The organism is Ramlibacter sp. AN1133 (genome assembly GCF_037890035.1).
Classification (GTDB): domain Bacteria; phylum Pseudomonadota; class Gammaproteobacteria; order Burkholderiales; family Burkholderiaceae_C; genus Ramlibacter.
In genome coordinates this window covers 1-19340 of sequence record NZ_JBBKTQ010000004.1, presented here as the reverse complement: position 1 = coordinate 19340, position 19340 = coordinate 1, and the positions used below count along the sequence as shown (strand labels likewise).

The window sequence follows — 19340 nt, the reverse complement described above, 5'->3', positions numbered from 1 at the left end:
CGCCTCAGCTCGCGAGCCTGGCTTCGAGCTGGGCCACCCGCTGGCGCAGCGCCTGCAGTTCCCCTTCGCGCGCGGAGGATGCGGCCAGCGCGCCTTCGCGCAGGAAGGCGAGCCAGTCCGCCAGACCCTGGCCGGTCGTGGCCGAGAGCTGCAGCACGCGGATCTTCGGGTTCACCCGCCGCGCATTGGCGATCGCCGCCTGCACGTCGAACTGCAGGTAGGGCAGCAGGTCGATCTTGTTCAGGATCATGAGGTCGGCCGCGCGGAACATGTGCGGGTACTTCAGCGGCTTGTCCTCGCCCTCGGTGACGGAGAGGATCACGACCTTGTGCGCCTCGCCGAGGTCGAAGCCGGCCGGGCACACCAGGTTGCCGACGTTCTCGATCATCAGCAACTGGCCCTCGGCGAGCGGCAGCTTCTCCAGCGCGTGGCCCACCATGTGGGCATCGAGGTGGCAGCCCTTGCCGGTGTTGACCTGCACCGCCGGCGCCCCCGTGGCGCGGATGCGTTCGGCGTCGTTGGTGGTCTGCTGGTCGCCCTCGATCACCGAGACGGGCAGGTCGCGCAGCTCGGTGATGGTGCGGCACAGGAGCGTGGTCTTGCCGGAGCCGGGGCTGGAAACGAGGTTCAGCGCGAACACGCCCAGGTCCGCGAAACGCTGTCGATTTCGCTGCGCGAACGCATCGTTCTTGGCCAGGATGTCCTGCTCGATCTGCACCATGCGGCTGGCGGCGGTGCCGGGTGCGTGCGAATGGTGTGCGTGGCCGTGGTCGTGGTCGTGGCCGTGGTCGTGGTCGTGGCCGTGGTCATGCACGTGCCCATGATCGTGCCCGTCCCCATGATCGTGCCCGTGCGCATGCGGCGCCACCGCCGCGCCGTCGATCGCCACCTGGTCCGCCCCGCAGCCGCATGTCGTGCACATGGTCGCTCCTGACTATTCCACCTCGAGCTCGCTCACCCGCAGTTCCGTCCCGCCGGTCACCTGCACCTGCGCGGAGCCGCAGCGCGGGCAATCGCCGTACAGCTCCTTCATTTCCACCGTCTCGCCGCAGCCCATGCAGCTGCCCGTGCCGGGCACCGCCAGGATCTCCAGCCGGGCGCCGCCGGCCACCGTGCCGCGCGTGACCGCGTCGAAGCAGAAGCGCATCGCCTCGGGCTCCACGCCCGCCAGCGCACCGACTTCCAGGTGCACCGACAGCACGCGCGCGAACGCCTGCCGCCGCCGCGCGTCCTCGATCAGCTGCAGGACGCCTTCGGCCAACGACATTTCATGCACGGAAGCGCCCACGCCGGCTCATGGGCGACAATCTACGCAGGCGCCCGCGCGCCACGTTGTCTTAGATCAAGCGGCTCTCAGGCGCCCAGGCCGAGGAAGCGGCGCCTTGACGGCACCGGCGGCCGGGCGGCAGCCACAGGCGCCGGCCCGGCGGTCTGCTCCGGGACCGCCTCGCGCGGCGCAGGCGCCGGCGCCAGCAGCGCGGCCAGCGACGCCAGCGCGGTCTCGCGCGCCTCCCGCTGCGTCGCGAACGCCTCCATGGGCGAGAACAGGGAACAGGTCTGGTATTCGCCCAGGCCCTCTTCGTCGCCGCCGAGGAAGGCGAGATCCCCGAACGGGAACTGCACGAAGCGCCGCTGCTGCGCCAGCGTGCTCACCCACGCGGCGCGGTCGTCCGGCAGCAGCAGCACGCTCATCGCCCACGGCGTGAGCAGGATGCCGAGCCAGTGCCCGTTCCAGCGTTGCAGGCCGATGGCCTCCACGGCCAGCGCCGGATTCAGGATCGGCAGGCCGTCCATCCGCTCGCGCCGGATCCGCTCGAAGGTTTCCTCGACGAGCCCCGTCGGGTCGGCGCGGTGGCTCACGCTTCGTTCCCCCAGCGGCGGGCCGACACCGCCTCGTCCTGCGCCATCAATTCCTGCATCAAGGCGAGCGCGGCCTCCCCGGCCGCCGCGTCCAGGCGCTCGAAGGCGAAGCCGCCGGCCTGCACCAGCAGGTAGTCGCCGACCGCCACCGCCTCTTCCATCAGCAGCAGGCTCACTTCGCGCCGCTGGCCGAAACATTCCACGGTGGCCGTGCCGTCGGCCAGGGCCGTCACGCGGGAAGGCGCTGCCAGGCACATCTCACTGGCCCCCGCAGGAGGCGTGCATCACCGCGTAGCCGCGCTCGATCAGGTCGGCGGCCGCGCGGTCGGCGAGCAGGGGCACTGCCCTGGCCACCGTGTCCGTCATCTCGGTCCCGAGCTCCAGCGACACCGGCTCCACCCCGTGCACGATGATGGCGCCGGGCATGGTGCCCAGCAGCTCCAGGCTCGCGAGCACGTCCGGCAGGCCGATCTGGTGCGGCGACAGCTTGCGGCGGAAGAACTTCGGGATCGCGTCGCCTTCGATGCGCACCAGCGTGCCGGGCGCATTGCCGCTCCTGACCACGTCCAGCACGATCAGCAGGTCGGCGCCGGCCAGGTCCTCGATCATCTCCATGCCCGAGGTCCCGCCGTCGATCACCTGCACATCGCCGGGCAGCACGTAGCCCTTCTCCAGGGCCTCGGCCGCGCGCACGCCGGCGGCCTCGTCGGTCAGGATCGTGTTGCCGATGCCCAGGACGACAGCGCGCATCTCAGCCTCCGCACGGCCGCCCGAAGGAGGCTGAAGCCCCCTCGGGGGGCAGCGCAGTACACGCAGTGACAAGCGTGGGGGCCATTTCTACACTGCCTTCACGCGGATCGCCGTGTCGTTCTCGAGGTCCGTCAGGTGGATGGCGCAGGCGATGCACGGGTCGAACGAATGGATCGTGCGCAGCACTTCCAGCGGCTGTTCCGCGTTGGCGATCGGCGTGTCCACCAGCGAGGCCTCGTACGGGCCGGCCTCGTCCTTGTCGTTGCGCGGACAGGCGTTCCAGGTGGAGGGCACGACGCACTGGTAGTTCCTGATCTTGCCGTCGGCGATCACGACCCAGTGCGACAGCGCGCCGCGCGGCGCCTCGTGGAAGCCCACGCCCATCACCTCGCCCTTGGGGAACACCGGCGCATTGAAGGTCTTCACGTCGCCCTTGGCGATGTTGTTCACCAGCGCCGTCCACTGGTCGGCCAGCATGTCCACCTGCATCGCGCAGGAGATCGCGCGGGCGGCGTGGCGGCCGATCGTGGAGTGCATCGCATCCAGGCCCACCTCCGTCTTGGCGAGCGCGGAGACGGTCTGCAGCGTCTGCGTGGCGTACTTCTTGGTCGGCTCATGGCCGGCCGCCAGCATGGTCAGCACGCGCGCCAGGGGGCCCACCTGCGCCACCTTGCCGTAGAAGGTGGGCGACTTCAGCCACGAATACGCGCCGTCGTCCTTGAAGTCGGTGTAGTTCGGCCTGGTCTCGCCCTGGTAGGGATGCAGCGGCCCCTTCTGGTCCTGCGTGTACCAGGAGTGCTTGACGGACTCCTCCACGCCCTTGACGAAATACGGGTCGCCGAAGGCCTTGATCGGCTTGAAGGACTTCAGGTCGCCGGCCTCGATGAAGCCGCCGGGCATGAGGAACTGCGTGCCCCTGGTGTCCTGCGGCAGGTCCGGCACGGCAAGGTAGTTCGTGACGCCCTTGCCGATCTTCGTCCACTCCGGATAGAAGGCGCCGACCGCGGCCACGTCCACCAGGTAGACGTTCTTCACGAAGTCGTCCAGCTCGTCGATCCAGCCCTTGAGCGCCATCAGGCGTTCCACCGTCAGCACCGCCTGCGAGTCGGTGGCGATCGGGTTGGCGACGCCGCCCACGGCCACGTTCTGGATGTGCGGCGTCTTGCCACCGAGCAGCGACACGATCTTGTTGGCGCGCCGCTGCACCTCCAGCGCCTGCAGGTAGTGCGCCACGGCCAGCAGGTTCACTTCCGGCGGCAGCTTCATCGCCGGGTGGCCCCAGTAGCCGTTGGTGAAGATGCCCAGCTGGCCGCCGTTGACGAAGCCCTTCAGGCGCTCGTGCACCCGGCGCATCTCGTGCTTCGAATTGAGGTGCCAGCTGGAAAGGCTTTCGCCCAGCGCCGCGGCCTTGTCCGGATCGGCCTTGAGCGCGGAGGTCACGTCCACCCAGTCCAGCGCGGACAGGTGGTAGAAGTGCACGATCTGGTCGTGCACGGAGTGCGCCAGGATGACCAGGTTGCGGATGTACTGCGCGTTCAGCGGCACTTCCATCTGCAGCGCGTTCTCCACCGCGCGCACCGAGGTGATCGCATGCACGGTGGTGCACACACCGCAGATGCGCTGCGTGATCGCCCAGGCGTCGCGCGGGTCGCGCCCGAGCAGGATCAGCTCGACGCCGCGCCACATCTGGCCGGACGACCAGGCCTTGCGGACCTTGCCGCCATCGACGTCGACGTCGACGCGCAGGTGCCCCTCGATGCGGGTGATCGGGTCGATGGTGATGCGGTTGGCCATGCGTGTCTCCGGTTTCTATGCGGCGGCGGCCGGTTCCCGCGGCAGCACGGGGAAGCGGCGCGTGATCAGGATGTAGCCCAGCACCTCGATGGCGAACATGCCGGCGGTGACGAGGACTTCGGTGAGGGCGGGGAAGTAGTGCCAGCCCGGACCGCTGTTGAAGGTGATGAGGTAGCCGTTCAGGCGCACCAGCGAGCCGCCGGCCATCACCGCGACGCCGGCCAGGAACAGGCGCGCAGGATTGCGGCGCTGTTCGGCGGTGCGGATCAGGAGGAAGGGCGCGAGGAAGGCCAGGTTCTCGATCCAGAACCACAGCGCGGCCCAGGTCGGCTCGAACGCGAGGCCGGCCACGCCGCGCGCGGCGATGTCGCCCGCCCGCACGGCGAGGTACAGCGCGATCGCGCCCAGCATGATCTTCGCCATGGGATTGAGCAGGTCGACCTCGATGCTGCGGCGGTAGCCCGCGGCGGCCACGCAGCTTTCGAACAGCACGACGCCCCAGCCCAGCACGATCGCCGAGAGCAGGTAGATCACCGGCTGCAGCGGCGTCTGCCACAGGGCATGCACCTGCGAACCCATGATCACCAGCATGGTCCCCAGCGAGGACTGGTGCATCATCGGCAGCAGCACGCCCAGCGCGACGAAGACGAACAGAACCTTCTCCAGCTTCTGCTTCGCCACCTTGAGGCCGAACTGCTCCAGCACCACCGGCGAGAACTCGATCCACATCACCAGTATGTAGGCCGTGACGCAGGCGGCCACCTCGAACATCACCGAGTTCGGGTTGACGTAACCCGGCCAGAAGATGTGCCAGAAGTTCCACCAGCGACCGAGGTCGAAGAAGATGCCGGCGCCCGCGAGCGTGTAGCCGAACAGGCTGGCCAGCAGCGCGGGGCGCACCAGCGGGTGGTAGCGGCCGCGGTTGAAGATGTAGACCAGCAGCGCCACCGAGAAACCGCCGCAGGCGAGCGCCGAGCCGACCATCACGTCGACCACCACCCACAGGCCCCAGGAATAGCCGTCGTTCAGGTGGGTGACCGCGCCCAGGCCGGTGAACATCCGCACCAGGAGGATGGTGGCCATGATCGCGATCAGCACGCCGCACACCAGCGTGACGGGGTTCAGCAGCCGGCCGCCGATGGGTGCCGGCGCGGGATGATGCGTGCTCATTGCTCGCCCTCCTCTTGCTCGGGCCGCACGAACTTCTTCGCGGCCACGGTCAGCCCGCCCAGCGCCAGCAGCGGGAACAGCAGCCCGCCATAGAGCGTGTGCTGGATCGTCTCCGACGTCGCCGCCGACGAGCGTTCGGGCAGGTTGGGCATGCCCAGCTTCTCGAAGTCGACCGCCGAGAGCTTGAGCACCTGCGTGCCGCCGTATTCCTTCTCGCCGTACACGCGCTGCTGGTACTGCGCCACCGAGCCTTCCCAGCTGTCATCCGGGCCGTCGATGCGCCCGCGCGGGTACCTGGTGACGGAGCCGGGCTGGAGCGCGATGCGGCGCTTCGCCTCGGCCAGCAGGTCCGTCGTCTTGCCGAACAGCGTGGCACCGGTGGGGCAGACCTCGGCGCAGGCGGCGTACCTGCCGTCCTTGGCGCGGTGGCTGCACAACTCGCACTTGCCGATCTTGCCGGTGGGCGAGTCGTACTGGAACTTCGGGATGCCGAAGGGGCACGCCAGCACGCAGTAGCGGCAGCCGACGCAGGCCTCCGGGTTGTAGTTCACCACGCCCGTCTTCGCATCCTTGGTCATGGCCGAGACCGGGCAGGCCGACACGCACGACGGGTCGTTGCAGTGCATGCACGAGGTCTTCATGAAGGCGTAGCCGTCGGCCTCGGCGTCCTTGTTGACGCCCTTGCCCTGCGAGTACATCTTGATGATGTTGAAGGTGTAGCCCGAGGTATCGGTCGGCGTGTCCCACAGCCTCTCCCCGCTGGAGAACTCGGGCGGCAGCTTGTTGGCCTCCTTGCACGCCGAGACGCAGGCCTTGCAGCCGACGCACAGGGTGGCGTCGTACAGCAGGCCCAGCGCGTCGGCCGGGCGCTGGAGGTTGTCGCGCGCGCAGGCGTCGGTCGCGACCGTGGCGGCCGCGACGCCAGCGCCGCTGGCGACCAGGCCCTTCAAGAATTGGCGGCGGCTGTCCATGGCTTCAGCCCTGCGCGCCGCCCTGCGGGTTCGTATCTGCTGCCTGCCTGGCCCGCTTGGCTTCCGCCGCTTCGTGCGACAGCCCCAGGTTCCGCGTGATCATCGCGCCTGCGCCGGCGGCGGCCCCCGCCAGCGCGGCCAGCGCCGCTGCGGCCGCCAGCGTCGCGCCCTTTCCCTGTTCCTCCACCACCCGCGGGAACTGCAGCGGCGGCGTGACGTTTTTCATCAGCGCCACCTGGTGGATGGCCTTGGTGAAGCCCACGCCCTTCTCGGCGCAGCCGATGCAGGGATGGCCGCAACCCACGGGCCAGTTGTTCTCCCCCGCATCGCCGAAGCCGATGGTGGAGCAGTTGGCATAGGTCTCCGGCCCCTTGCAACCGAGCTTGTAGAGGCAATAGCCCTTGCGGTGGCCCTCGTCGCCGAACTGCATGGCGAAGCGGCCGGCGTCGAAGTGCGCGCGGCGCTCGCAGTTCTCATGCACCAGGCGGGAGTAGGCGAACTTGGGGCGGCCCTGGTCGTCCACCTCCGGCAGCTTTCCGAACGTGAGGTAGTGCACGACGGTGGCGAGGAAGTTGTACGGATTCGGCGGGCAGCCGGGAATGGTGACCACCTTCTCGTGCAGCACGTCGCTCACGCTGCTGGCGCCGGAAGGGTTGGGGCCGGTGGAGGGCATGCCGCCCCACGACGCGCAGGAGCCGATGGCAATGACGGCCGCCGCATCGACCGCGCATTCCTTGAGCAGGTCCACCGCCTTGTGGCCGCCGATCTTGCAGTAGTTGCCGCCCTGCGCCATCGGGATGGCGCCTTCGACGACCAGCACGTACTTGCCCTTGTTGGCCTTCATCGCCGCCTTGCGCGCGGCCTCGGCCTGGTGGCCCGCGGCGGCCATCAGCGTCTCGTGGTAGTCCAGCGAGATCACGTCGAGGATCAGCTTTTCCAGCGTGGGGTGCTCGGCGCGCAGCAGCGACTCGCTGCAGCCGGTGCACTCCTGGAAGTGCAGCCAGATCACGGAGGGACGGGGCGCGGTCTCGATCGCCTTCGCCACGGCGGCATCGGCGCCGCGCGGCAGGCCCATGGTGGCCGCCAGCGTGGCGCAGAACTGGAGGTACTCGCGGCGCGACAGGCCCAGGCGCCGCTCCACGGTGCGCAGGCTGTCCCGCGTCAGGTCAAAGAGATCAGATGCCGCCATGTCGATTCCCTCGTCGCCCGATGGGGCGGTCGGGTCTTCACCGCAAGTTGTGCGCCACGCAGGAAAGCTTGATCCTGCGCAACAAAGGCCGGCCGCCAGCCCTGCACCCGTGGGGTGCGTCGGTTAGCCGCTAACCGGTGCGCTGCACCGCAGGTGGAAAGAGAGCTTCCACATGCGGGTGCATTCGCGTTCAATTCACGGCGGAATTCGCGCTGCCGCCGCGGGCACGCGTCTTGCGCGCAGCGAGGGCCTCAGCGACTCATGGCCTGCGAGGAGACCGACATGAATTTGACCTGGCGCAACACGCTGCGCGGCGCGGCCGCCGCCACCCTGGCCTGCGGGGCGACGCTGGCGCACGCGCACACCGGGCATGGCGCCACCAGCTTCCTGCAGGGCCTGGCGCATCCGATCGCGCTGGATCACCTGCTCGCCGCCGTGGCCGTGGGGCTCTGGTCGGCGCGCGCGCTGCCTGCGAATCGCGTGTGGCAGGGCCCCGCGGTCTTCCTGTTGTCGCTGGTCGCCGCGGCGCTGGCGGCGCAGGCGGGCTTCGCGCTGCCCTTCGTGGAGCAAGGCATCGCACTGAGCGTGCTGCTGTCCGGCGCGATGGTGGTGCTGGCCTGCCGCGGGGTGACGCCGCAGCCCGCGCACGGGCTGGTGCCGGTGGGCGCGGCGGCGGTGCTGCACGGCCTGGCGCACGGCGCCGAAGCGGGCGGTGCTTCGTTCGCCGCCTATGCGATCGGCTTCCTCGCGACCACGGCCCTGCTCCACGCCACTGGCTTGTCCGCGGGCTTCACGCTGCAGCGCCTGCGCGCATCGCTGGCGCGGCGCATCGCGTACGGCCTGGGTGCGGGCTTCGGCGCCGCCGGCCTCTACCTGCTGGCCGCCTGAAGTCGCAAGCGGGGGCGCGCGCCGCCCTTTTCAGGTGACGTGCGGATCGCTGGGCCGCCTGTCGGCCTTCCACGCCGCCTCGCGGGCCTGCGCGCCCTTCCGGACGGCGGCCAGGTAGGCCTCGGGCACCTCGCCCGGTCGCGCCTCGCGCACCTTGAATCCCCGCTTGCCGGCCGGCACGGCGGGCGCCCGCTCGTCGGGCAGGGGCGGCAGCAGCTCGCCGAGCTGCTGCTCGGCGTCGCGCGCGAGCGACCAGGCGATCGCGACGACCAGCACGGCCGCCAGCCCGGCGACCCCCACGATCGCCGCCATGGCCCCGGAGCCGAGCCGCACCAGGCTGTACGCCGCCACGCCCGTGAGGACGAGCAGCACCGCGGCAAGCGCGGTGACCAGCAGGCCGGGGCGCAGCAGACTCTTCATGGCAGCCTCCGTGAAAACGGGGAAACGATCCTAGCGCCAAAGCCCAGCCATGTGGAGGCCGCGCGGCCGCCGGCGCCAGGTCACGGGGTTTTCCTACGAACCAAAGCACGCCACGCAAACCCAACGATGCATGGTCATCGCCAACACCTTCATCCTCTGGGTCCTGGGCGCCGCCGCCATCCTCGGCGTGGCTGCTGTCGCGCACAAGCGCACCCGCCGCGACCGCGACGTCGCCGAGCGCAGCAGCAACCACGCGTCCTGAGCCCGGCGCCGCGGCCGCCTTCGGCTTCGCGCCGGAAATACGGCTGCGTCCTACATGGCCGCTGCGTCCCCTGACCGACATTCATCGTCGGGCTTACAGGGGAACAAGGCCATGAAGGAAAACCTCAGCATCCTCGAAGCGGTGGGCGGGCTGGGCAGCGACACCGCCATGGAGCGCATGATCCTGGCGCGCGAACTGCCCAAGAGAACCATCGCGCTGGTCCTGGCCGGCGGCCGCGGCTCGCGGCTGATGGACCTGACCGACCGCCGCGCCAAGCCGGCGGTCTATTTCGGCGGCAAGTTCCGCATCATCGACTTCGCGCTGTCGAACTGCATCAACTCCGGCATCCGGCGCATCGGCGTGCTCACGCAGTACAAGTCCCATTCGCTGCTGCGCCACCTGCAGCGCGGCTGGAACTTCCTGCAGGGCGCGCACAACGAGTTCATCGACCTGCTGCCGGCGCAACAGCGCGTGAACGAGGCCTTCTGGTACCGCGGCACCGCCGACGCCATCACCCAGAACATCGACATCCTGCGCGCCTACGAGCCCGAATACATCCTGGTGCTCGCCGGCGACCACATCTACAAGCAGGACTACTCGCTGATGCTGCTCGATCACGTGGAGAGCCGCGCCAAGGTGACCGTGGGCTGCATCGAGGTGCCGCGCGAGGAAGCCACGGCGCTGGGCGTGATGCACGTGGACGAACGCCGGCGCATCACCGACTTCCTGGAGAAGCCGAAGGACCCGCCGGCGATCCCCGGCAAGCCGGACCGCGCGCTGGGCAGCATGGGCATCTACGTCTTCGACGCGGAGTACCTGTACAAGCTGCTCGAGCAGGACATGCACGACGAGAAGTCGGAGCACGACTTCGGCAAGAACCTGATCCCGCAGATCGTGACCGACGGCGGCGCCATCGCGCATCCGCTGAACCTCTCCAGCATCCCGCCGACCACGCGCCACAAGCCCTACTGGCGCGACGTGGGCACGGTGGAGGCCTTCTGGGCCGCCAACCTGGACCTCGCGGGCGACATGCCGGAGCTGAACCTGTACGACAAGGACTGGCCGGTGTGGACCTACCAGGAGCAGCTGCCGCCGGCGAAGTTCGTGCCGGACGAGCGCGGCCTGAACGGCGAGACGTCCAACGTGCTGATCTCCGGCGGCTGCATCGTGGTGGGCTCCAACATCCGCCGCTCGGTGCTGTTCTCGAACGTGAAGGTGCAGTCCTGCTGCACGGTCACGGAGGCGGTGATCATGCCGGACTGCGTGATCGGGCGCGGCTCGCGCCTGTCGAAGGTGGTGATCGACCGCGGCTGCACCCTGCCGGAAGGCATCGTGATCGGCGAGGATCCCGAGGCCGACGCCCAGCGCTTCCACCGCACCGACAAGGGCGTGGTGCTGGTCACCACCGACATGCTCGATCGCCTGCCGTCGGCGTGAGGCACGCGGGGAAGCGGGGTCTGGTACAACCCCGCTCTCCCCTCCATGAATCCCGAAGCTAGCCAGATCTGGACCGCCCCGCGCTGGGCGCTCGCCCTGCTGCTTGCCCTGCTGGGCATGCTCGGGCCGTTCTCGATCGACACCTACATTCCGGCCTTCTCGGGCATCGCCGGCGCGCTGCAGGCCACGCCGGTGCAGATGCAGCAGACGCTGTCGGCGTACCTGTTCGGGTTCGCCTTCATGAACCTGTTCCACGGCGCGCTGGCGGACAGCTTCGGCCGGCGGCCGGTGGTGCTGTGGGCCATCGCGGTGTTCACGCTGGCGTCGGTGGGCTGCGCGCTGTCGCAGAGCATCGGCTGGCTGGTGTTCTTCCGCGCGCTGCAGGGGCTGTGCAGCGGCGCGGGCTGGGTCGTGTCGCGGGCGGTGATCCGCGACATGTTCCCGCCCGAGCAGGCGCAGAAGGTCATGAGCCAGGTGACGATCTACTTCGGCGTCGCTCCCGCGGTGGCGCCGGTGATCGGCGGCTGGCTGTTCGTGCATGCGGGCTGGCACAGCATCTTCTGGTTCCTCACCGGCGTGGGCATCTTCCTGTGGATCGCCAACTACCGCCTGCTGCCGGAGACGCTGCATGCCACGCATCGCCAGCCGTTCAACGTGCGCAACCTGATGCGCGGCTACTGGCAGCTGGGCGCGAGCCCGCGCTTCCTGCTGCTGGCGCTGGCCAGCGGCATCCCGTTCAACGGCATGTTCCTGTACGTGCTGTCGGCGCCGGCCTTCCTCGGCCAGCACCTGCGCCTGGCGCCCACGCAGTTCTTCTGGTTCTTCCTGCTCACGATCAGCGGGATCATGGCGGGCTCCTACGCCAGCGGGCGGCTGGCGGGGCGGATCCAGCCGATGAACCAGATCCGCTGGGGCTTCATCGTGATGGTGGTCGTGTCGCTGGCGAACGTGGCGGCGAACTTCCTTTTCACGCCGACCGTCGGCTGGGCGCTGATCCCGATCGCGCTGTTCTCGTTCGGCTGGGCGCTGATGGTGCCGGTGGTGACGCTGCTGGTGCTGGACCTGTATCCGCAGAGGCGCGGGATGGCGTCGTCGCTGCAGGCCTTCGTGGGATCGGCGGCCAACGGTTTCGTTGCCGGTGCGATCGCGCCGCTGGTGATGGATTCGACGCAGGAGCTGGCGGTGGCGTCGTTCGGGATGATGAGCGTGGGGCTGGTGGCGTGGGTGGTGGTGCAGAGGAAGTGGCCGGAGACGGGGCGCCTGCGTGCGGCCGCCGCCGGCGTTTCACCGCAGGCGTGAGGCGCGTTCGTTCCGGCTTCGTGGCCAGGCGGCTCAGCGGGCCGGCGCCGTGCCGGGAAGTCCCTGCACGTAGCTGGCGATGTCCACGATGTCTTCCGCCCCGAGGGCGTGGGCGATGGTCTGCATGACGGCGCCTGCGGGGCGGTCGTCGGTACGCTGGAAGCCCTTGAGTTGCTTGGCCACGTAGTCGCGGTGCTGGCCTGCCAGCCGCGGGAAGGTCGCATTGCCCTGGCCTTCGGCGCCGTGGCAGGTCGCGCACGCGGGCACGTTGCGCGCCGGCACTCCCTCGAGATAGATCGTGCGGCCCGCGGGGCTGCCCGCGCCCGGCAGCCCGCTCGCCGGCGCTTGCGCCGCGTAATACGCGGCCAGGCCGGCGATCTGCTCGTCGGTCAGGCTGCGGCTCAAGCCCCACATGTAGCGGAAGCCGGCCGGGTCCTTGCGGCCGTGACTGCGGAATTCCTTCAACTGCGCCGACAGGTACTCCGGCGTCTGTGCGGCCAGGTTGGGGAAGTTGGGCGAGACGCTCACGCCGGTGAATCCATGGCAGTTCGAGCAGACTTGGCCGGCAAGCGTGACCGCGGAGACCCGCGGATTGCCCAGGTCGCGCGAGCGGGACAGGTCGGCGCAGCCCGTGAGCAGCGCGAGCGGCAGCAGGAGGCAGGCGGCACGGCCAGCTTTCATGTCGGTCTCCCCGTTCAGTAGGCTGCCCACAGGTACAGGAACAGCGTGTCGTTGTCGCGCGCATTGCGCCCGAAGCCGTCGTAGTTGGTCGACGCGCCGTTGAAGCGCGTGTAGTGCGTGAACTGCGCGCCGATGCGCACGTACTGCACGGGCGTCCAGAAGGCCTCGAGCGTGGCGCCGCGCGTGGCCGGATTGCCGGAGAAATTTCCGCCGACGCGCTGCGAAGGAGCGGCGGCGGCCGGGTCGGTGGTGACCGTCAGCGTGTCCGGGCTGAAGCCCGAGCTCTGGTTGGCCGTGTTGGTGCTGCCGGTGAGGTTGAACACGCCCACGCTGCCGCCGTAGCGCGCCTGGTAGACGTAGGTGAGCTTGCCTCGCAACACGTTGCTCGTGTCGCGCGCGTTGGTGACGGGCAGGGGGTTGCCGGCGGCATCGACGAAGCCGACGTCCTGGCCGGCCAGCGCGTTCGGGAAGGTGTGCCGGCTGCGCAGGTACGCGAACTGCGCGGTGACCGCATGCGGGTCGAGCAGGTACTGGTATTGCGAATCGAGGCCGAGGTCCAGCGTGTGGTGCAGCGTTCCGCTGTCGGACGTGTCGGCCGGATCGTCGAAGATCCGCGCGCGCATGCCGCTGGTGCCGACCATCAGGCTGTGCGGGCCCCATTCGTGGTTCCAGGCCAGCCGCCAGTAGGGGTTGAGCCCCTTGAGCTTGGTGTTTTCGGAATTCGGGATGCCGGCGTGCAGGAACGACAACGGGCCGCGCGCCGTGCCATAACTGCCCGCCTCGGCATAGAGGGTGCGGTTCCAGAACCCGTAGGCGGTGAGCCCGGCGATGTTGCCGCCGGCGGCGAAGGAGGGATAAGGCGCGTTGCCGTCGACGAAGCGGCTGCTGGTGGGACTCGGCACCGGCACGTACTGCATCCAGGCGGGAGCGGTGTTCCACGGGTCCGCGAGCGAGGGATTGTTGTTCACCGACACGCCGAACACCAGGTCGCGGCTGGCGTCGATGAAGCGGTCGGCGTAGCGCAGGTCGATGTTGTCGGCCGCGGTGTGCCCGTGGAAGGCCCCGTCCTCGGACTGGGTGGCGTAGGGATCGAAGGTGAACTGCGCGAAGGCACCGAGGGTGTCGGTGATCCTGCCGCCGAGGAAGACGCTGGCCGTGGCGAAGATCGTGTCGCGGTTCTTCTGGAAGTCCGCCGCCGGGTCGTCGCTCTTGCTCGTGTTGCGGACCCTGGAGTTGGACACGACGGCCATGGCGGACAGGGGCACCGTGCGCTCGCCTATCGTATAGCCCGTCAGCTTGAACATCCGGCCGTAGGGCGTCAGCTCGGGGAATTGGCCGCCGGCGTGGCAGGCCACGCAGTTCTGGCCGGTCTGGCGCGCGAAGAGCGGGAGCGCCCCCGCCGGAGCGCACACCAAGGCGAGCACCGCGCCGGCAAGGAAGGCGGCGGCCGCGCGCCATGCGCGTGGAACGGTCAAGCGGCAAGCATGGTCCACGTCGCCCTCCTGCAGTTCGGAAGCCGCATTAGGCCCTTGGTATGCAAGTGCACTTTGACGATGGTCAAGATCCGAACGTCGCCAGCCCGACAGTCCGCGGCCTGCGCGGCGCGGCGAAAAAAAGAAAAGGGCACCTGGCGGTGCCCTTCCGATGGCGCTCCGCGCGAGCGCCCGCGCCCTCCCCACGGGAAGGTAGGAAGTCCTTACCGGCCGCTGCGCGCAGGCCGCGCGCCGCCGAAGTCGCGCGCACCGTAGCCGCCGCCACCGCCTTCGCGGCGTTCGAACGACTTGCCGCCGAACCCCGTGTGCTTGCCGTAGCCGCCCGACGGGGGACGACGGTCGCCCGGACGCCCCGGCTTGCCGCCGAAGCCCGTGCGCGCCGGCGGACGCTGCTCGAAGCGCTGCTTCGGCTCCAGGCCCGGGATCGTGTGGGCGTCGAAGCGCTGCTTGCTGTAATGCTCGATGTCGCCGATCTTGCGGCGATCGCGGAATTCCGCGAAGGTCACCGCCAGGCCGTCGCGGCCGGCGCGGCCCGTGCGGCCGATGCGGTGCGTGTAGTCCTCGCTCTTCATCGGCAGGCCGTAGTTGAAGACGTGCGAGATCGACGGCACGTCGATGCCGCGCGCGGCGACGTCGGTGGCCACCAGGATCTGGATCTGGCCGCGGCGCAGCGCCATCAGGCGGCGGTTGCGCAGGCCCTGCGACAGGTCGCCGTGCAGCGCCACGGCGGCGAAGCCGGCCTGCTGCAGGTCCTCGGCGAGGCCGTCGCACTCGATCTTGGTGCTGGCGAACACGATCGCCTGCTCCAGGCTCGGCTCGCGCAGCCAGTGATCCAGCAGCTGGCGCTTGTGCTGCGCGTTGTCGACCCAGAACAGCTTCTGCTCGATGTTGGCGTGCTTTTCCTGCGGCGAGTCGATCTGCAGGTGCTTCGGCTGCCGCATCACGCGCGTGGCGAGCTGCTGCACGCGCGGCGCGAAGGTGGCCGAGAACATCATGGTCTGGCGGCGGTTCGCGGTGAGCTGGTGCACTTCGGCCAGGTCTTCGGCGAAGCCCAGGTCCAGCATGCGGTCGGCTTCGTCGACGACCAGGAACTGCACCTTGTCCAGCTTGATCTGGTGCGAGCGCTGCAGGTCCAGCAGGCGGCCGGGCGTGGCGACCACGAGGTCGGCGTTCTGCAGCTTGGCGATCTGCATCTGGTAGGGCATGCCGCCCACCACGTTGGCGATGCGCAGGCCGCGGCAGTGCTTGACCAGGTCGATCGCGTCGGCGGCGACCTGCTGCGCGAGTTCGCGCGTGGGGCACAGCACCAGCGCGCCGGGGGTGGCGGCCTTGAAGCTGCGCGGCGACAGCGGGTTGCGGCGGGCGGGACGCTTGGCCGGCGCTTCGCCGCGCGCGATCGCGTCGATGCGGGCCTGCTCCTCAGCGGCCGCTTCGGCGGCGTTCTGCGCCAGCAGCGTGTGGAGCACCGGCAGCAGGAAGGCCGCGGTCTTGCCGCTGCCCGTCTGGCTGGAGACCATCATGTCGTTGAAGGTCGTCGCGGCGCTGGCGTCCTGCGCCATGGCCAGGCCGATGGTCTGCTGCTGCACGGCGGTGGGCTGCGTGAAGCCGAGGTCGGCCACGGCGGCGAGGAGTTCGGGGGCGAGGCCCAGCACGGCGAAGCCGTTGGTCTCGGGGGTGTCTTGTTCTTGCAGGATGTCCGTCATGAAAAAAGTCCATGCGGCGCCCCTGGCGGGCGCGCCGTCGTCGAAAGGTTGGGAGACATCAACCGTTCCAACGACAAACAGGACTTTCGGCCTGCGGCCCTATGTGCTCCCTGAGGAAGCGGGCCAGTGCAAGAAGGCGGATGCGCGATTCAGCCGCCGCAAAAAACGGCGAAGCGTCGATTATCGCAGGTTTCGGGTTTTCCCGCACGGGAGCTTGAAAACCAGGACAGGACAGCCGGACGCAGAGGGCGCAAAGGGTACGCAGAGGACGCAAAAAAGACAAAGAGAACTTAGAAGGTCTCTTTTGCGTTCTCTGCGTACCCTTTGCGTCCTCTGCGTCCGGCCGTTCGGTTGTTCGGTTGTTCGGTCGTTCGGCGGTCCGGTTTTCAGGGATTCAGCTTCAGGAAGTGCTCGCGGTAGTGCGCCAGTTCGTCGATCGACTCGTGCACGTCGGCCAGCGCCGTGTGCAATTGGCGCTTCTTGAACGCGGCGTAGATGTCGGGCCGCCAGCGCCGCGACAGTTCCTTGAGGGTGCTGACGTCGAGGTTGCGGTAGTGGAACCAGGCTTCCAGCTTCGGCATGTACTTCACGAGGAAGCGCCGGTCCTGCCCGATGCTGTTGCCGCACATGGGGCTGCCGTTCTTCGGCACGTACTTCGCCAGGAACTCCAGGACCTGCTGCTCCGCGTCGGCCTCCGTGATCACGGAGGCGCGCACCCGCTCGGTCAGGCCGCTCTTGCCGTGCGTGCCCTTGTTCCAGGCGTCCATCAGGTCCAGTTGCGCATCGCTCTGGTGGATCGCCAGTTCGGGCCCCTCGATGCGCGGCTCCAGGCCGGGGCCGGTGACGACCACGGCGATCTCGATGATGCGGTCCCGCTCGGGGTCCAGCCCCGTCATTTCACAGTCGAGCCAGACGAGGTTCTGGTCGCTCTTGGCCAGCGTTGCTGGCGGCGTTTCTATAGCGTCGGCCATGGCGTCCATTCTCGCCGATGGCCTAATGCAAAGGGCCCACCCCCGAAGCGCCTTCGGCGCCTCCCCCTTAAGGGGGCGCCACCAGCGGCCCGGCAAAGCCGGTTCCGCGGTGGCACTGGAGGGAGCGTGCCGGGGGACTAAGATCGCGCGTATGCAAGCCTCCGCCGCGCTGACCTTCGCGTTCGCCGCCTTCCTCCTCGCCGGCCTCGTCGTGAAGTTCTGGCTGTCTTCGCGCCAGGTGCGCTTCGTCGCGCGTCATCGCGACAAGGTGCCCGATGCGTTCGCAGGCACCGTCTCCCTTGGCGCCCACCAGAAGGCCGCCGACTACACGGTGGCCAAGTCGCGCCTCGGCCTGCTCGAGACCGCGTTCGCGGCCACGGTGCTGCTCGGATGGACGCTGCTGGGCGGCCTCGACACGCTGAACCACGCGCTGCTGCGCTGGCTCGGTCCCGGCATGACGCAGCAGCTGGTGCTGCTCGCCTCCTTCGCCGTGATCAGCGGCCTGCTGGACCTGCCCTTCTCCCTGTACCAGACCTTCGTGGTGGAAGAACGCTTCGGCTTCAACAAGATGACGTGGAAGCTGTGGCTCGCCGACATGGTCAAGGGCACCGTGCTGGGCGCGCTGATCGGCCTGCCGATCGCGGCCCTGATCCTGTGGCTGATGGGCGCGGCCGGCCCGTGGTGGTGGCTGTGGGCCTGGGGCGTGTGGATGGGGTTCAACCTGCTGCTGCTGGTGATCTATCCCACCTTCATCGCGCCCCTGTTCAACAAGTTCCAGCCGCTGGAGGACGAGACGCTCAAAGCACGCGTCACGGCCCTGATGCAGCGCTGCGGCTTCGCGGCCAAGGGCCTGTTCGTGATGGACGGCAGCAAGCGCAGCGCGCACGCCAATGCCTATTTCACCGGCTTCGGCGCGGCCAAGCGCGTCGTGTTCTACGACACGCTGCTGGCCAAGCTCTCCCCCGGCGAGGTGGATGCGGTGCTGGCGCACGAGCTCGGGCACTTCAAGCACAAGCACATCGTCAAGCGCATCGTCGCCCTGTTCGCGCTGAGCCTGCTCGGTTTCGCGCTGCTCGGTTGGCTGGCGACCCGCGTGTGGTTCTACACGGGGCTGGGCGTGCGCCCGAACCTCGACGGCCCGAACAGCGCGCTGGCGCTGCTGCTGTTCATGCTGGCCGTGCCGGTGTTCACCTATTTCGTCTCGCCGCTGATGGCGCAGTTCTCGCGCCGGCACGAGTTCGAGGCCGATGCCTTCGCCGCCACGCAGACCAGCGGCCGCGACCTGGGCAACGCCCTGCTGAAGCTGTACGAGGACAACGCCTCCACGCTCACGCCCGACCCGGTGTTCGTCAAGTTCTATTACTCCCACCCGCCGGCGTCCGAGCGGCTCGCGCGCCTGGGCGCGGGGGCGCCCGCATGAAAGCGCGCATTGGCTGAGGCCGCACCGCAGCGGGGCCTGGTGGTGGCCAGCCACGGCCGGCACTGCCTGGTGGAGTCGCCCGACGGCACGCGCCGCCTGTGCCATCCGCGCGGCAAGAAGAGCCAGTCGGTGGTGGGCGACCGCGTGCAGTGGCAGACCACGGGCGACGAAGGCGTGATCGTCTCGGTGGAGCCGCGCCGCAACCTCTTCTACCGGCAGGACGAAATCCGCACCAAATCCTTCGCGGCCAACCTCGACCTGGTGCTGGTGCTGATCGCGGCGGAGCCCGAGTTCTCGGAAATGCAGCTGGCGCGCGCGCTGATCGCGGCCGAGGCGGAGCGCATCGCGCCCCTGATCGCGTTGAACAAGAGCGACCTGGTGGAACCGTTCGAGCGGGCCTGGGGGCGCCTGGTGCCCTACCAGCACATGGGCTACGGCGTGCTGCCGCTGTCGCTGCGCATGTCGGGCGACACGGACCACGAGCACCTGCTCAAGCACCTGCACGGCAAGACGACGCTCGTGCTCGGCCCCTCGGGCGCCGGCAAGAGCACGCTGATCAACCTGCTGGCGCCGCAGGCCCGGGCGCTCACCGGCGAGATCTCGCAGGCGCTCAACTCCGGGCGCCACACGACCACGGCGACGACCTGGTACTGGGTGGACGACGAGCGCAGCACGGGACTGATCGACTCGCCGGGCTTCCAGGAATTCGGCCTGCACCACGTCGACAAGATGCAGCTGGCCGGGCTGATGCCGGACTTCCGGCCGCACGTGGCGCAGTGCAAGTTCTACAACTGCACCCACCTGCACGAGCCGGGCTGCGGGGTGATCGCCGCCGTGGCCGCGCAGCCCGGTGCGCCGGCGGGCCAGATCGAACCTACGCGTTACCGCATCTACCGTACGCTGTTCGAGGAGCGGTCACAAGCCCGTTACTAGTGTCCTGTCCCATGAATATCTGCACTCTCGTTCGGTGCAGGCGGGGATGATCGGTGGTTGGCCAGAGTGGGGGGCCGGGGGGGGGGGGGGCCCCCCCCG

The 19340-nt window shown here is 69.1% G+C and carries 20 protein-coding genes; 6 read left to right on the top strand and 14 right to left on the bottom strand.

The window, feature by feature from the left end:
* Positions 1 to 4 precede the first annotated feature (4 nt).
* The 9 genes from hypB to WG923_RS06340 form a co-directional block, all read right to left on the bottom strand.
* Entirely contained in the window at positions 5 to 922 is a 918-nt protein-coding gene (gene hypB / locus WG923_RS06380; protein ID WP_340350108.1) for a hydrogenase nickel incorporation protein HypB, read from the bottom strand.
* Positions 923 to 934: 12 nt separating this feature from the next.
* Positions 935 to 1267, bottom strand: a complete 333-nt coding sequence (gene hypA, locus WG923_RS06375; protein ID WP_340350394.1) for a hydrogenase maturation nickel metallochaperone HypA — start codon at positions 1265 to 1267, stop codon at positions 935 to 937.
* Positions 1268 to 1353: 86 nt separating this feature from the next.
* Entirely contained in the window at positions 1354 to 1860 is a 507-nt protein-coding gene (gene hybE / locus WG923_RS06370; RefSeq protein ID WP_340350107.1) for a [NiFe]-hydrogenase assembly chaperone HybE, read from the bottom strand.
* Entirely contained in the window at positions 1857 to 2117 is a 261-nt protein-coding gene (locus WG923_RS06365) for a HypC/HybG/HupF family hydrogenase formation chaperone (RefSeq protein ID WP_340350106.1), read from the bottom strand. Before WG923_RS06365 ends, hybE begins: the two co-directional genes overlap by 4 nt.
* Before the next feature lies 1 nt (position 2118).
* A complete protein-coding gene (locus tag WG923_RS06360; protein ID WP_340350105.1) occupies positions 2119 to 2610 on the bottom strand; it encodes a HyaD/HybD family hydrogenase maturation endopeptidase in 492 nt (163 codons plus the stop codon).
* 87 nt (positions 2611 to 2697) lie between these two features.
* Positions 2698 to 4404, bottom strand: a complete 1707-nt coding sequence (locus WG923_RS06355) for a nickel-dependent hydrogenase large subunit (protein ID WP_340350104.1) — start codon at positions 4402 to 4404, stop codon at positions 2698 to 2700.
* Positions 4405 to 4419: 15 nt separating this feature from the next.
* A complete protein-coding gene (gene hybB / locus WG923_RS06350; RefSeq protein ID WP_340350103.1) occupies positions 4420 to 5574 on the bottom strand; it encodes a Ni/Fe-hydrogenase cytochrome b subunit in 1155 nt (384 codons plus the stop codon).
* Positions 5571 to 6545 (bottom strand): hydrogenase 2 operon protein HybA, encoded by a 975-nt coding sequence (hybA, locus tag WG923_RS06345; protein ID WP_340350102.1) that lies wholly within the window; start codon positions 6543 to 6545, stop codon positions 5571 to 5573. Before hybA ends, hybB begins: the two co-directional genes overlap by 4 nt.
* Before the next feature lie 4 nt (positions 6546 to 6549).
* Positions 6550 to 7734 (bottom strand): hydrogenase small subunit, encoded by a 1185-nt coding sequence (locus tag WG923_RS06340; RefSeq protein ID WP_340350101.1) that lies wholly within the window; start codon positions 7732 to 7734, stop codon positions 6550 to 6552.
* 282 nt (positions 7735 to 8016) lie between these two features.
* Here WG923_RS06340 and WG923_RS06335 point away from each other — a divergent pair, with 282 nt between their 5' ends.
* Positions 8017 to 8622 (top strand): HupE/UreJ family protein, encoded by a 606-nt coding sequence (locus WG923_RS06335; RefSeq protein WP_340350100.1) that lies wholly within the window; start codon positions 8017 to 8019, stop codon positions 8620 to 8622.
* Between the two features lie 30 nt (positions 8623 to 8652).
* Here WG923_RS06335 and WG923_RS06330 read toward each other — a convergent pair whose 3' ends face one another.
* A complete protein-coding gene (locus tag WG923_RS06330) occupies positions 8653 to 9042 on the bottom strand; it encodes a hypothetical protein (RefSeq protein WP_340350099.1) in 390 nt (129 codons plus the stop codon).
* 130 nt (positions 9043 to 9172) lie between these two features.
* On the opposite strand from WG923_RS06330, the gene WG923_RS06325 reads away from it, so the two are divergent.
* The 3 genes from WG923_RS06325 (at position 9173) to WG923_RS06315 (ending at position 12040) form a co-directional block, all read left to right on the top strand.
* On the top strand, positions 9173 to 9304 hold the full coding sequence (locus WG923_RS06325) for a hypothetical protein (protein ID WP_340350098.1): 132 nt from the start codon (positions 9173 to 9175) through the stop codon (positions 9302 to 9304).
* A gap of 177 nt (positions 9305 to 9481) precedes the next feature.
* Positions 9482 to 10741: a glucose-1-phosphate adenylyltransferase gene (gene glgC, locus WG923_RS06320; RefSeq protein WP_340350393.1), complete on the top strand. Its 1260-nt coding sequence runs from the start codon at positions 9482 to 9484 to the stop codon at positions 10739 to 10741.
* Positions 10742 to 10786: 45 nt separating this feature from the next.
* On the top strand, positions 10787 to 12040 hold the full coding sequence (locus WG923_RS06315) for a multidrug effflux MFS transporter (protein WP_340350097.1): 1254 nt from the start codon (positions 10787 to 10789) through the stop codon (positions 12038 to 12040).
* A gap of 33 nt (positions 12041 to 12073) precedes the next feature.
* Here the strand turns inward: WG923_RS06315 and WG923_RS06310 are convergent, their stop codons facing one another.
* From WG923_RS06310 to orn, 4 genes are all read right to left on the bottom strand, one after another.
* Entirely contained in the window at positions 12074 to 12721 is a 648-nt protein-coding gene (locus WG923_RS06310) for a c-type cytochrome (RefSeq protein WP_340350096.1), read from the bottom strand.
* A 14-nt stretch (positions 12722 to 12735) separates the two neighbouring features.
* Positions 12736 to 14196 carry a cytochrome C gene (locus tag WG923_RS06305; protein WP_340350095.1) on the bottom strand — a complete coding sequence of 487 codons (1461 nt, stop codon included), beginning with the start codon at positions 14194 to 14196 and terminating at the stop codon, positions 12736 to 12738.
* Positions 14197 to 14417: 221 nt separating this feature from the next.
* Positions 14418 to 15917: a DEAD/DEAH box helicase gene (locus WG923_RS06300; RefSeq protein ID WP_340350094.1), complete on the bottom strand. Its 1500-nt coding sequence runs from the start codon at positions 15915 to 15917 to the stop codon at positions 14418 to 14420.
* A gap of 386 nt (positions 15918 to 16303) precedes the next feature.
* Positions 16304 to 16888 (bottom strand): oligoribonuclease, encoded by a 585-nt coding sequence (gene orn / locus WG923_RS06295; protein ID WP_340350093.1) that lies wholly within the window; start codon positions 16886 to 16888, stop codon positions 16304 to 16306.
* Between the two features lie 151 nt (positions 16889 to 17039).
* Between orn and WG923_RS06290 the strand changes: the two genes are divergently transcribed.
* Both WG923_RS06290 and rsgA read left to right on the top strand, forming a co-directional pair.
* Positions 17040 to 18308, top strand: coding sequence for a M48 family metallopeptidase (locus WG923_RS06290; RefSeq protein WP_340350092.1), 1269 nt, complete (start codon positions 17040 to 17042; stop codon positions 18306 to 18308).
* A 9-nt stretch (positions 18309 to 18317) separates the two neighbouring features.
* Positions 18318 to 19241 (top strand): ribosome small subunit-dependent GTPase A, encoded by a 924-nt coding sequence (gene rsgA / locus WG923_RS06285; RefSeq protein ID WP_340350091.1) that lies wholly within the window; start codon positions 18318 to 18320, stop codon positions 19239 to 19241.
* The last annotated feature ends 99 nt before the right edge of the window (positions 19242 to 19340 follow it).